The sequence below is a fragment of the Pseudoalteromonas sp. J2K-J599 genome, assembly GCF_059295115.2.
On the sequence record NZ_CM200271.1, the window covers coordinates 1,166,187 to 1,179,254 of the forward strand.

Annotated in this window: 11 protein-coding genes; 8 read left to right on the forward strand and 3 right to left on the reverse strand. The window is 36.4% G+C overall.

Translation table 11 applies throughout. The features are described 5' to 3' along the window. The first annotated feature begins 142 nt into the window (after window positions 1-142). Window positions 143-1,768 carry a methyl-accepting chemotaxis protein gene (locus AC5NT5_RS05315; protein ID WP_024594860.1) on the forward strand — a complete coding sequence of 542 codons (1,626 nt, stop codon included), beginning with the start codon at window positions 143-145 and terminating at the stop codon, window positions 1,766-1,768. Window positions 1,769-1,956: 188 nt separating this feature from the next. Here AC5NT5_RS05315 and AC5NT5_RS05320 read toward each other — a convergent pair whose 3' ends face one another. Both AC5NT5_RS05320 and AC5NT5_RS05325 read right to left on the reverse strand, forming a co-directional pair. Beyond that, entirely contained in the window at window positions 1,957-2,364 is a 408-nt protein-coding gene (locus AC5NT5_RS05320) for a phosphate ABC transporter substrate-binding protein (RefSeq protein ID WP_494513482.1), read from the reverse strand. 12 nt (window positions 2,365-2,376) lie between these two features. Continuing rightward, window positions 2,377-3,507 (reverse strand): porin, encoded by a 1,131-nt coding sequence (locus AC5NT5_RS05325; protein ID WP_182737115.1) that lies wholly within the window; start codon window positions 3,505-3,507, stop codon window positions 2,377-2,379. 478 nt (window positions 3,508-3,985) lie between these two features. Between AC5NT5_RS05325 and AC5NT5_RS05330 the strand changes: the two genes are divergently transcribed. From AC5NT5_RS05330 to AC5NT5_RS05355, 6 genes are read left to right on the forward strand one after another with little or no spacing between them, the layout of a single operon-like run. Beyond that, window positions 3,986-4,456, forward strand: a complete 471-nt coding sequence (locus AC5NT5_RS05330; RefSeq protein ID WP_182673104.1) for a hypothetical protein — start codon at window positions 3,986-3,988, stop codon at window positions 4,454-4,456. Window positions 4,457-4,508: 52 nt separating this feature from the next. Then, the gene (locus tag AC5NT5_RS05335) at window positions 4,509-4,985 is read left to right on the forward strand and encodes a hypothetical protein (RefSeq protein ID WP_182712943.1); all 477 of its coding nucleotides are present in this window, start codon (window positions 4,509-4,511) and stop codon (window positions 4,983-4,985) included. A gap of 56 nt (window positions 4,986-5,041) precedes the next feature. Continuing rightward, window positions 5,042-5,740 (forward strand): fimbrial biogenesis chaperone, encoded by a 699-nt coding sequence (locus AC5NT5_RS05340; protein ID WP_182712942.1) that lies wholly within the window; start codon window positions 5,042-5,044, stop codon window positions 5,738-5,740. A gap of 41 nt (window positions 5,741-5,781) precedes the next feature. Continuing rightward, window positions 5,782-6,456 carry a fimbrial biogenesis chaperone gene (locus AC5NT5_RS05345; RefSeq protein WP_259396093.1) on the forward strand — a complete coding sequence of 225 codons (675 nt, stop codon included), beginning with the start codon at window positions 5,782-5,784 and terminating at the stop codon, window positions 6,454-6,456. Window positions 6,457-6,458: 2 nt separating this feature from the next. After that, on the forward strand, window positions 6,459-8,867 hold the full coding sequence (locus AC5NT5_RS05350; RefSeq protein WP_494513483.1) for a fimbria/pilus outer membrane usher protein: 2,409 nt from the start codon (window positions 6,459-6,461) through the stop codon (window positions 8,865-8,867). Further along, a complete protein-coding gene (locus tag AC5NT5_RS05355) occupies window positions 8,857-9,708 on the forward strand; it encodes a hypothetical protein (protein ID WP_182712939.1) in 852 nt (283 codons plus the stop codon). Before AC5NT5_RS05350 ends, AC5NT5_RS05355 begins: the two co-directional genes overlap by 11 nt. Here AC5NT5_RS05355 and AC5NT5_RS05360 read toward each other — a convergent pair. Beyond that, the gene (locus AC5NT5_RS05360; protein ID WP_182675039.1) at window positions 9,698-10,288 is read right to left on the reverse strand and encodes a LuxR C-terminal-related transcriptional regulator; all 591 of its coding nucleotides are present in this window, start codon (window positions 10,286-10,288) and stop codon (window positions 9,698-9,700) included. The genes AC5NT5_RS05355 and AC5NT5_RS05360 overlap by 11 nt on opposite strands. A gap of 408 nt (window positions 10,289-10,696) precedes the next feature. Here AC5NT5_RS05360 and AC5NT5_RS05365 point away from each other — a divergent pair, with 408 nt between their 5' ends. Further along, window positions 10,697-12,919: a TonB-dependent receptor gene (locus tag AC5NT5_RS05365; RefSeq protein ID WP_149602317.1), complete on the forward strand. Its 2,223-nt coding sequence runs from the start codon at window positions 10,697-10,699 to the stop codon at window positions 12,917-12,919. Window positions 12,920-13,068 lie beyond the last annotated feature (149 nt).

A 13,068-nucleotide genomic window follows, 5' to 3' on the forward strand; every position in this document is an offset into this window, starting at 1 on the left:
TGTACTTTCTTTTTTTAAAGGGCAATTAGTTATGTAGAATTTTGAATTGTTTGTAAAAAAAACTAGAAATTTTACAAATTTAGTTAACACTTATGAGTAATAAGCCGATAATAGATTTAGACAATAAAATAAGGTATTCACAATGGCTTCAGGCTTCACTTTTCAAAATCTCAGCATAAGTAAAAAAATACATGCGATTACGAGTATTGCTGTCGTTGCATTTTTAGTGATTGTTCTGATCAACTATTTTGCTATGAATGATAATAGAATTGCACTTGATGAAATGGAAAAATCATCCTACAAAGTTGTTAAGTTAACATCTGCTAATGTTGGCATTTTAGAGAAGCTGGACGAACTTTACACCCAAGCCGTAACATTTGGTGAGCAAGATTTAGTCGAGAAAGCATCTGACACATACAAGCAACTTGAGTTGAATATTATTGCGATAGAAAAAATAAATGCCTCTTACATTCACAGTGACACTAAAGAGCAGCTCGCAAATTACGAAAAAATATCAGCGACTATCGCAAATGGCATGGTAAATGGAACAGCAGATTTTAGTAAAATTCAACAACAAGCACAGAGGAAAACAGCGCTTTATAACGATGTCCTAGAAAAGTTTAAGGCAGCACAAGTCAAAGCTGACGATCGTTTTTTTGAACTTGTTGCAAGCACAAAGGACCGCTCTGATTACGCCCTTACGTTAATGTTAGTTGTTTCTATTGTATCGCTTATTTTATTGCTCTTTATGGCTATTTGGATAGCTAAGCGAATTGCTTCTTCGGCAAGTGATGCGGCAAATAATTTAAGCTTATTAGCAAGCGGTAAAGGCTCGCTAAGCACTAAATTGACAGTTAACTCTGAAGATGAAATAGGTCAAGTATCTATAAACTTCAACTCTTTTATTGGCATATTGAAAAAAACGGTGTTAGAAATTATCGCGGTTTGCGAACCGTTAATGGAAAACTCTACTCGCTTAGTGCAGGGGATGGAACAAGCGGAGCGTGCAACGACTAAACAAACCACTGATGCTGAGATTGTAAAGCAATCGATGGAAGAGATGAAACAGAGTGTAGGAGATATCTCTCAATCAGCTGCAAGTGCTTCTCATGCAGCGCAAACGGCTGAGAAAGAAGTTGAGCAAAGTCGAACTCAAGTACAAACATCAGTAACCGCTTCTCGTACGTTAAGTGATGAGATTAATCACGCTGCTACAACTATCAATAAATTAGCAGACGATACAAAAAATGTGTCGCAAATATTAAATGTTATTACATCAATAGCGGAGCAAACAAATTTACTTGCACTTAATGCTGCCATTGAGGCTGCCCGTGCTGGTGAGCATGGCCGAGGCTTTGCTGTTGTTGCTGATGAAGTTAGAGAGCTTGCATCGCGAACTGCTCACTCTACAAATGAGATTCGAGAGCTGTTGACTACTTTAACTGAAGCGGCTAACGAATCAGTTACTGCAATGACGACTGCAAGAGATATGGCTACAGATAATGCAACTGCAGCAGAAAAAACGGGCATTTCTATAGAGAAAATTGCAGAGCAAATGTTAGAAATAAATGGAATGAACTCACAAATTGCTGCTGCCACAGAAGAGCAAACATCAGTTGCTGCTATGGTTGTAGAAAACGTGACAAATATGCACGTATCATTTGAAGATACAATGGACTCGCTAACGGCTGTGAGGGATGTAGCTAAAAACCTTCATTACCTTTCAGATAACCTATTAGATGCCACGGCTAAATTTAAAATTGAGTAACGTAGCTAAATCAATTCGAAGTAATGCTTATTCAATTTGAGAGGGCAGATCAGACGCTAGCTGTGTTAAAATTTCTATTGAACAGTTTTTCTCCCTCAAAATATCTTACTTAATCGAGCGAATTGTTATTAAAGTTAAGTTATAAAAAAACCACCGATTTGGTGGTTTTTTTTATTTAATAATAGCAATTAAAAGGTAGCAATCACTTTAACTTTATCAGTTGCTTTATTGCTATCTATATAGCCGATTGAATCACCATTAGCGGCAACAAAGTCAATGACAGCTTGATCTGAATCAAACTTTTCAGGCGGTGTTCCTTTACCTGTAAAAACAAGTTTTGACCAATAGGCATTTAATTGGCTGCTCGATTTACCTACCACTTTAGAATTGAATTCATCAGCAATAGCGGTACCGTTTTGAGTTGCTGGGTTGACCTTATTGCCGTTATCAAACGACTTGGCCTTTCCTAAGTAAATTTTCTTAATAGTCTCTGCATCAAGTGCATTTGCATTACCAGGATTTACAATTACTGCAACTTCAGCTACAGCACCTAAAGAACATAATGAAAGCGCACTAGCTAGGATTAATTTTTTCATATTCCGCTCCAATTAAAATACTAAATCAACACCAACGGCGACTATATCCGTTTCAGTGTCAGTGATGTCATCATCAAATCGACTAAAGTCAATTTTAAATGCAGCTGAAGGGTGGAAGTCATAACGTGCGCCGATGGTGTATACGTTACTCTCTGCACGCATGCTCTCTAGGGCAAAGTTCACTGTAGTATTTAATAAAGGAATTGATTCAAGAGTATTAAAACGTGATGAATCATGTTTATCATCATTTTTTTCATAGGTGAAGTGAACAATAACATCGTCTATACGATAACCGGCAGAGGCATAGTATTGTGATTGTTCAGCCAAAATACTTCCCTCTACTTCAAACTGTGTATATTCAGCATCAAATAAGAAGTTATCATAGTCAATAGAGAAGCCAATACCAACAAAAGTTGTTTCATCTTCGTCAGTAGTAAGATCATTTGCTGTGCTCGTTAAACCGTTAGTATTAAGTACTTCAACAAGTCCAATTAAACCGCTGTCATTAGATGAAATGCTTGTGTCGGCCACAATATATGCAGCTCGTGCACTGAACCAGTCGTATGATAGGCTCCAGTTTATACCGCCTAAATTATTTAACTCAGCAGGTAAGCTATCTCCAAATACATCTATATCGCCATCAAAAGCGCCATAAAACCCTTGCAAAGTAGAGTCCCAATCTCCTAATTGATTGTTGTAAACAACACTCAAGCCTTCATAAGTCGAAAATGGGATACCGTATACTGAGCGAGGTGGACGTACCCAGCGATAAGCATAGCCAACATCCAAGAAATCTGAGTATTTATAGAAAGGAACACGCATTTTACCAGCGCTAAATTGCAGTTCATCGCTGTATTCATAAGTAACATATGCCCATTCGAATGTGGCGTCAAAGTCGTCCTCTCCACGCGCAATAATTTGAGCCGTAGCCGTTAGCTTCTCTTGAAGATCAGCAGATAGTTGTAAAGCGAACTTACTCTCATTTTTAAATGAGATATCATCGTCATATCCGTATAAGGTTTGATCACTGTCTAGGCTTTTACCACCCACTATAGATGCAAAACCATTAATACGTACTTCAGCGCTTGCATAGCTAGATGCAAGTACAGCACATACAGCTACTGCTACAGATAGCTTTTTCATATGTATTTCCTATTTGTTATTTAGATGTTGATTTCTTTATTATTATAGGTCCATAACTTCTATTTATCTAATAATTAGAATAGTTTAAGTTTTTTATTTTTATTTTAATTTTAATTTTAATTAGTATTATTGTTTCTTTTTATAAATTAGATGCAAATATTTTATGTTTAAAAATGTTTAGTGCCAGATTTGGGTCTCTAAATATGTGGGTAGTAACTTTTTTATTTTTGCTTATAATTTTTGAAGGTAACTGATAAGTCGTAAGTATTGTATTTGTTGCTTCATAGAACCTTTAATCTTCCACTCTATAGATTTTGAGTAAACTATTTAGTTTAAATGTTTATATTTTTATATATCTCCCATAGTTGAAATTATCAATAAGTAAAGCTAGTCATAAGCAAATAACAACTTTCTAAACGGCAAATTTATCATAGTATCAGTCCTGTCCTAGCGAGGTCGGTCAAAGGAGATGGCGCGGATGAAGAAGGTAATATGGTTTTTATTATGTTTCTTTGCAATGAATGCATACAGTAACGATGAAGTAAGTTTAACTTTGGTAGGTTATATCTCACCAGTGTGCGGCTTTACTACACAAAATAATAACCTTCACTTTTCTTCAGATGGCCTCGCGAGTACAAAGCTAGTGATTAATTGCAATTCACCTATGCGAGTATCAATGCAATCTGAAAATGGTGGCCTGCGCCATCAGCAAAGTACTCAAATAAATGCTTATAACCTGAATTGGTCAATAGAGGGCGTTTCAAGCGAAGTTTCTGCAACGGCACTTGAACTTAAATCTATCTACAATTTTGATGTTGATGAGATTCTATTTAACAGCGTAGCTAAATTACAACTAAAACTAGATAAGCCTTTAATTTATGCAGGTAGTTACCAGGATGTGCTCCGCATAGAAATGACACCATCGGTTGTATCTGGTGGAGTTTGGTAAAACACTAACTATTAATTAAAACAAATATGTCACATGGATAAGGAATATTAAAATGAAAAAGTTAATCGTGTTATCAGCAATCGCAAGTCTAACATCTGGCGCAGCATTTGCTGAAAATCTAAATGTAGGTGGCGCAGTGTCATCGGTTTGTGGGGTGAGCAACATTAACACTACACAATTCTTTCAAACATTGTCAGAAGGTGCTACTAAAAATGTAGGCTTTGATTTGCAGTGTAATGATGTTGATGGTGCAACAATGTCATTAACAACGTCTGAAGGGCACTTACAAAATGCTGACCATGAAGATCGTGGTGTCGGCTATACTGCCAAGTTAACTGCAGATACATTTGATTTTACGCTTTCTGCTGAAAATGGCCAAAATGATCAGTCAGAATCGCAAAGTCGTCCTGGTTCACCAACCCTTGCAGCCGGTGGCGTAGCTGGAAATATATTACTAACTGTAACACAAGCACCAGTTTATGCAGGTACTTACGCTGATACACTTATGTTGGCAATAACAGCTAACTAAGCAGCATAGTAAAAGGCAGTAGCTACTGCCTTTTACTTCATTAAGAGGGATTTTATATGCGTTATATATTTCTAATTATAGTGTTGTTAAATTCATATTCTACAGGTGCTTTTGAAGTTAAACCAATGGTCGCGGAGCTAGAGTCTTCAGGTAGCCAATCACAGCAAACCATTCGTATATCAAACCCTTCAGACAGTCCTTTAACTATTGAGATATCTGCGTTTGATTTACTAATTGACCCTAATGGCGATGAAACATTAAAAGCAAACGACGATGACTTTTTAATTATTCCGATGACTACGATTATTCCGTCTGGGCAAAGTCAATCAGTAATTGTTCGATATATTGGGGAACCAATATTAGAAAACTCAAAAGCGTACCGTGTAGCCATTGATCAGGCATCTGTTGATTTAGAAAAGGCGGGGCAATCAGGCGTAGGTATGTCAGTTAGCTTTAGAACTTTGTTTAATGTAGTTCCCAAAGGTGCGGAGGCAAAATTATTAATTAAAAATAAACGTCAAGTAGATACAGAGACATGGAGTGTACTACTAGAGAATACTGGTAATAAATATATCCGTTTATCTCAGGCACAGTGGCTTATTAAAGGTGATGAACAACAGCTATTATTAGAAGGGGCTGAATTGAGTAAAGCATTGACTGGAAAAATTTTATTACCTAAATCTAGCCGTGAGGTTTCAATAAAAATTCCTACAAGGTTTAATGCAGCAAGCAGTGATCTAGAGGTCAATTTTTAATGCTGCGGATATGCAGTTACTTTTTTATATATGTAAGTGTAATGACACCTGTTTTTGCTGTGGAAGTAACGCCTATGGTGGTTACTTTCTCTCCTGATAGTCGTTCAAATAATGCTTCTAGCTTGGTTCATAATCAATTACCAAGAGACATTGCTTTTGATATCCAAATTTACGAAATTGACTTTTCTCAAGGCACGCCTAAATTAATTTCTTTAGATGATTCCCCATTGTGGGTTTTTCCTCCATCACTATTTTTGCAACCAGGGCAAAGCCAACAGTTGCAATTTAGATGGTTAGATAAAAAACTTCCTAGTACAGATAAAAGCTATCAAGTTAGCTTGATTGAGCAGCCCATTGTAAACCAGTCTATAGATAAACAGTCACAACTAACAATGCTGTTAAATGTAAATTTAATTGTTCATTTAGACCAGCCTAGATTAGTTCCTAAACTGACTATAAAAGAGCCTCACGTTGAAGATGGCTTTATTGTCACTGAAGTATTAAATGAAGGAAAAGGGGCAGGACGATTAAGTGATTATGAAATAAAAATTACTAAAAATAAAACTCTAAGCGATCGAATTTTAAAAGATCAATTAAAAGCAAATGGATACGATGTTTTTTTTGCTCCTAATAGCACCAGTGTTATAAAAGTCCCAATTCCGCAATCGTTACAGAGAGGAAGCTTAAATCATTTACGTTTAGTGCTGGCTCGCTAGTTATGCGCGTTTTATTATGCATATTTTTATTGAGCTTTACTCAATTATGTTATTCAAAAATTAACCCGTCTAAAAGAACCATCGAACTCAGCGTTGAGGCAGAACTGAATAAAAATGCTATTGGCAAAATAACTCTTGCAGTTGATCCAAATGATAATTTATCTCTTAAATGGAGTGAAATTAAAGCTTCATTTGAACGACTTTTATTTTCAGAGGATTTTGATTCTTTAGAGTCTAAAGTTAATAAAAACATTATTGATACAAAAGCATTAGAGTTATTTGGATATAATATTTCATTCGATATGAGTGATTTTAGCTTAGCAATATCAGTACCTCTTACATTGACTCGCCCTCAACAGCTAAGTTTAAAATCAGATTCGAGGAATTTAACAGCATCTGCACCTGCTAAACTGAGTGGATTTTTCAATGCTTATTCAAGTTATTTGTATCAGCAAGATAAAGGCGAGAATACAACAGATGACCTCTTAACTATTCGCTCTGAAATGGCAGTGAGTTGGGAAGGGTGGGTTTTAGAAAACGAAGTGGAGTATTTATCTGAAGTAGCTCCTACTTCATCAAATATTAGGCGCTTAGGTACTCGTGTAATACATGACCTACCGCTTAGTGGGCTTCGGATATCCATTGGTGATAATTATAGTTCAGGTAGTTACTTTCAATCAACGGCACGGGTACTAGGTTTGTCGCTTTCACATGATTTTTCGCTAGTTTCTGACAGGCCTATTAGGCCCAGCGCTTCACGTAGTTTTACCTTGGAGAGTCCATCCTCTGTTGAGGTATTAGTTGGCGAGCGGATAGTACAAAAACTTAATTTAGCCGCAGGTATATATTCTCTTGATGATATTCCCCTTAATGAAGGAAGCAATAATATTACTTTGAGGATTACTGATATAGCAGGAGTAGTCCGTTTTGTTGATTTTGATGTAACGACCGGTTTAGATCTTTTTGCTCAAGGGCAACTGGAATATGAGTTTCATTTAGGCGTTCCTTCACGCTTAGGTAGTGAGCTAGATTATGATTACGACGAGCCACTAGCTAGCTTTTATCTTGATTATGGCATTACACCTAGCTGGACAGCCGGTGCGGCAGTACAAGGTGATGAGTATTCTCAGCAGATTGGTTTTAAAAATATTTATGCAGCTACAGTTGGACAAATTGCGTTTGAAAATGCGATAAGTTTCAATGAAAAAACAGGTCATGCTTATCGCATTGTTTATAGTAACTATAGAAATCATAGTGATAATAACACTGACATTACGGTGGGTTATGAATACTCATCAAGATATTTTACAGGTCTTGGCTATCGACCTGATTCTCAATCTAGTTCTCACTTAAGAGAGCATTATATTCAGGCTAATTATAGTTTTTTTTGGGGAGAGAATACGCAAACATCTTTTTTTACAAGTTTATCAAGGTCATATGATGAAGCTCAATTTGATAAATCAGTTGGAGTTAGTTTTTCTGGTGAGATCGATAATAGCCAATGGAGATATAGTTTAGGTGGGCAATGGGAGGGTCTCGCTGAAGAAAGTCAATGGGATGTAAGGTTGTCTGTCACTTATAAGTTTTCTAATACTCGGCGGGCTAAATTATCTCATCAATCTAGGCAGGATAAAACACGCTTAGAATTCTCTCAAGATAGTAATCAGCGCTATGTTGGAGCTTTGAATATAAGAGCTGGGCTTGAAAAAAATGATCAAAATGAAGCTGTTTTTGATTTAAATACTCAATATAACGCGAATCGTTTTGTTATGAACTTTGATCATGGGAGTTTTTACGAGCAGTTTAATGAGGCCTCAGCTTACCATCAGAGCCGATTAAGCTTGGCATCAAGCATAGCATTTGCAGATAAGAGTTGGGCTGTTGGGAAACCCATATACGATAGCTTTGCTTTGATAGAACCCCACTCTAGCCTTAGAGGAAAAAAGATCACCTTGGGACAATATGAGGATAACTATAGGGCTGATAATGAAGACTTCGAAACTATTTTATTAAACGATATTAGTTCATATGCCTCAACCAACGTTACAGTCGATATTGATAACTTAGAGCCGGGGTATGATATTGGTTCTGGCATAATTACCCTTTACTCACCTTATCGAACAGGTCATGCAATCACAATAGGGACTGCTGCAAACATATCAGTGATTGCGACTTTGTATGATCAACAGAAAAAACCCTTATCATTACAAGTTGGTACAGCAATTTGTATCGATAAAAACAGCCAAAAAGAGCATACATTTTTTACAAATAAAAAAGGACGATTTGCATTAACAGGTTTAACCGCCTGTAATTATAAAATTACACTTAAGAATGCAGAAAAGTCACATTTTACGATTCAAGTATCTGAAGGTGAGCAATTACAGCGCAAAGGAGCTATTTATGTACAATAAAAAAGTAAGTTTATTATTGGGTGGTTTAGCACTCTTTATTTTTACGCCCTTAATTCATGCGCAATGCGCCGCTAGGTTCGATAAGATTGAACATATTTATGATGATTTTGAAAGCTACCATGCCTTACAGCAAGTAGACTCTAAGAAAGAGCTACGGATAAGCGTCACTAATGATGAAAGCTGTCAATTAGAACTCGTGCTAACAAGTGAGAATCAAGCTCAGCTAAAAGGGCAATTTCAAAGTATTCCCTACGAGATGCAGAGTATACAAAGTAAGTTAGTCAGCACATCAACTTTAAAGTTAAACTTTACTGATTCTTCGACGATATTGACATTAGTCCTACCGTCAGGAACACCAATTAAAGCAGGTATATACTCAGATAGGCTCCAAATGAAATTATATGATCAGGGGAGTAAGTTATTAGATGAGCGAGAATATAGTATTCAAGAAAATATTGCCCCTAGGACAAGTCTTTCTGTACTTGGGTATAATACATTTTCAAATACTATCAATTTGGGAGAACTAATTCCGAGTAAGGAATACACTATGTTACCTAGTTTACAAGTCGTTACTAATTCAGATGTTCAATTGTCTGTAAGTTCAGATAATAATGGGAAATTAATACATAGTCTCTATAGAGACAAATATGCAATTAATTACAGTCTAGATCTGGCTGGAAGTTGGCTTCAACTAGATAACTTATCACAACATAAATTTACATACTCAGGACAAACCGTTTATCTATTACCTTTAAAAATTCAATTAAATGATTTCGAAAGGCAAGCTGCCGGTGAGTATTCAGATACAATCAGGTTTCAAATAAGCCCGCTTAACTATTGATTTTACTTAAGTTTTTCTTGCACCAAAGTAATGCCTGTTGCTTGTTTTTTACAGCTATTTTTTGATACACTTTGTGTAAATGTACACGAACTGTAGCTTCACTGATAAATAAAGTGTCTGCAATTGCGCTTGAATGTAAGCCAGAAAATAACAAGTTTAATACTTTCATTTCTTTGCAGGTTAAGTTATTTGATTGCAGCGCAGTTTGTTGTTCACTCGCTAGCATTTGTCTCATCCAACCATCAGTTACCGCACGTGGAAACCAAAGTTTTCCTTGTTCTATTGCTTCTAATCCTTGCTGCAGTAGTACTTCGTCAGTGCCTTCATAAAACAAACCTTTTAAATTAGGCCACTCTTTTAATGCCAAAACATCACCGTCTTTGGGCACGTCAAAAATAACGAGACCTTGATGACCGTTTTTTAGCATAAACTGATTTATAAGTTCATGGTTGATAATAACATTTAAAGCTTGATAATTAACAAGTAGGACGTTGAAGTCAGCTGCAACACAAAAAAGTGATGTGTAATTTGGGCTGGTGAAGCATGTGGGGCTTTTATTGACTGTATTTTCAATATTCATAATATTCTATCCATAGACTACATTTTAGCACTATATTCTTATTTTTAGTTAATTTCAATGATACCTGAATGTGTTTTAGCTCTTTTTTTATACACTAAAGTACATGTATGAGTATGTTTTATGCGCTCTTTAAAGTAGTATTTATGAGATTTTTTGTTTTAAAACAGTTCATTAGTGAGGTAAATATTAGAGGGGTTTATTTATGATAATTCATCTAAAGCTAACAATGCTTAAATTACTGTCATTTTCTATGAATTTATTTAAATAATTTATACATTTATTCACAATAATGTCATATAATACCTGTCCAGAGGAAAGATGCTATTTAGCGTCTTTTTTTATGCCTAAAATTTATATTATCAATATAAAAGCATAACAAAAATCACACGGTATCCTTTGGAGAATATTTTGAAACTACGCACACTCTCACAGTTAAGCCTAGCAATTGTCGCTGCACTATCTACTTCAGTAAATGCTGAAGAAGCTAAAACAACCGCAAAACAAGACGCGTTTGAAAAAATCGAAGTCACAGCTCGTAAACGTACAGAGAGCTTATTTGAATCTCCAACCGCTATCACATCAATTGGGGCGAACCTAATTGATAAAGCCAATATGAGTAATCTTGAAGATATTGGTAAATATGTTCCAAACTTAAACATCACCCGTTACGGTGTTGGTAATGCAGCACATGCGTCTGTGTTCATTCGTGGTATTGGTCTGCAAGATCACATAATAACTACTGATCCAGGTGTAGGCGTATACTTAGATGGCGTTTATTTAGGTCGTCAAATGGGTTCTAATTTATCATTACCTAATGTTGAGCGTGTTGAAGTGCTTCGTGGTCCACAAGGTACTTTATATGGTCGTAATACATTAGGTGGCGCTGTAAATGTAATTACAAAGCAACCTGGTGATGAAGGTATTGTAACTACTTCAGCTAAGCTGGGAAGTCGTGGACGTATTGCTGGTGATGTTTATTTTAATAACTCACTAAACGATGAACTAAGCATGTCTGCGAGTGCATCTTACAAAACACGTGATGGTGTTGGTGAAGCTGTTAATTTAGCAAATCCAGAGAAAGAAATTGGTGAGGAAGAGGAATTCAGTGGTCGTGTAGCCCTTAAATGGCAAGCGAACAGCGATTTAGCATTCACTTTTGCTTTAGATGGAGTTGATAACGAGTCAGGTCAATCGCCTTACACAATTGAATTAACTGACCCGCTAGATGCAAACGATGTGTTTAATGGCGACTTCCCATTATTGACTCAAGATTTAATTCCATCAGACCCTGATGATTTAGGTACAACCGTTGCAGGTATTGAATCAACTTCTTACTCAGGTTGGGGCACATCTTTCTCGGCTGATTGGGCAATTAACGATACTTATACTACTAAATTTATCTCAAGCTACCGTACATCTGAGTATGAAGGTGGCCTAGATGACGATGCATCACCTTTAAACTTATCTGAGTTTCCAGAAGAGGGCGGAGCTGATCAGTACTCGTTTGAAATTCAACTAAATGCAACATTTGATAATATGGACTTTGTGTCAGGCCTTTACTTTTTTAATGAAGATGGCTTTACACGTTCAGGCCCATTTGTATTCAGCCCATTTAATACACCCAATGGCTTATTGAATGACGGAGTAACAGAATCATTTGGTGGTTACGGCGATTTTGAAATTAACCAAGAAACTAATTCTTACGCAGCCTACTTTAATGCAAGCTACGATTTAACTGACGATTTAACGGTAGGTGGTGGTCTTCGTTATTCAAAAGATGAAAAAGATGCAAATGCTATATTCCCATCATTTCCTACTCGTAAGTATGTAAGTGCAGATTTTGATGCAGTTACGTGGGATGTAAATGCATCTTATCAGCTTAGCAATAATATGAATGTGTATGGCCAGATTCAAAAAGGCTACCAAACAGGTGGTTTTCCACCGCGCCCATTTGGTGGACCAGACCAGTTTGTATCATTTGACGAAACGAAAGCGATTAACTACGAAATGGGTCTAAAAGGCCAAGTACACGAAAATGTATCTATGATGCTTGCGGTATTTGTGACTGATTACACTGATTTAGCATTACCGTTTTCAGACCCAACAGCTGGTGGCGGTTTCGTAACAATTGTAGAAAATGCGGGTCAGTCTAAAGCACAAGGTATTGAGCTTGAAACAACCGTCGCTATTACTGATGACTTTACTATTCGCAGTGCAGTTGGTTATTTAGATTCTGAAATAACAGAAGTGGCTGAGGGTGTACAAGGTATAGGTAAAGGCGATTCACCAGCACTAACACCACGCTGGACTGTCATGGTTGCACCTTCTTACTTTATGGATTTAGAGAGCGGCGCAACACTTGCATTTAATGCTAACTATTCGTACCGAAGCGAAATGCAAGGGCAATCAGTTTATAACCAAAGTGAGACAATTGACTCTCGTGAACTAGTTGGTTTTAATATTTCCTACACTAATCCATATGGCGATATGGAAGTTACACTGTATGGTGAAAACGTTCTAAACGAAGTTTACGACGTTGGTCGTCTTCAACAATCAGGTTTTGTTGGCGTAATGCGCAGTAATGATCGAAGTGAATTTGGTTTGAAATTCAAAAAAGATTTTGAGCTATAAACTAAAATCAAGTAAATAAAATATAATGTAATTGAAGTTTATTTTGCATAATAAAGGCCGAATCATGCTGTGATTCGGCCTTTGTGTATTCAATAGTAAAGTTATTATTCGCATCGTTTAAATTCCTAATTTAAATTGCTGATTTAAAA

What these genes read in the sequence shown, in the direction of transcription:
- AC5NT5_RS05315 (WP_024594860.1), top strand. Translation starts at nt 143, where the DNA reads ATGGCTTCAGGCTTCACTTTTCAAAATCTCAGCATAAGTAAAAAAATA.
- AC5NT5_RS05320 (WP_494513482.1), bottom strand. Translation starts at nt 2,364, where the DNA reads ATGAAAAAATTAATCCTAGCTAGTGCGCTTTCATTATGTTCTTTAGGT.
- AC5NT5_RS05325 (WP_182737115.1), bottom strand. Translation starts at nt 3,507, where the DNA reads ATGAAAAAGCTATCTGTAGCAGTAGCTGTATGTGCTGTACTTGCATCT.
- AC5NT5_RS05330 (WP_182673104.1), top strand. Translation starts at nt 3,986, where the DNA reads ATGAAGAAGGTAATATGGTTTTTATTATGTTTCTTTGCAATGAATGCA.
- AC5NT5_RS05335 (WP_182712943.1), top strand. Translation starts at nt 4,509, where the DNA reads ATGAAAAAGTTAATCGTGTTATCAGCAATCGCAAGTCTAACATCTGGC.
- AC5NT5_RS05340 (WP_182712942.1), top strand. Translation starts at nt 5,042, where the DNA reads ATGCGTTATATATTTCTAATTATAGTGTTGTTAAATTCATATTCTACA.
- AC5NT5_RS05345 (WP_259396093.1), top strand. Translation starts at nt 5,782, where the DNA reads ATGACACCTGTTTTTGCTGTGGAAGTAACGCCTATGGTGGTTACTTTC.
- AC5NT5_RS05350 (WP_494513483.1), top strand. Translation starts at nt 6,459, where the DNA reads ATGCGCGTTTTATTATGCATATTTTTATTGAGCTTTACTCAATTATGT.
- AC5NT5_RS05355 (WP_182712939.1), top strand. Translation starts at nt 8,857, where the DNA reads ATGTACAATAAAAAAGTAAGTTTATTATTGGGTGGTTTAGCACTCTTT.
- AC5NT5_RS05360 (WP_182675039.1), bottom strand. Translation starts at nt 10,288, where the DNA reads ATGAATATTGAAAATACAGTCAATAAAAGCCCCACATGCTTCACCAGC.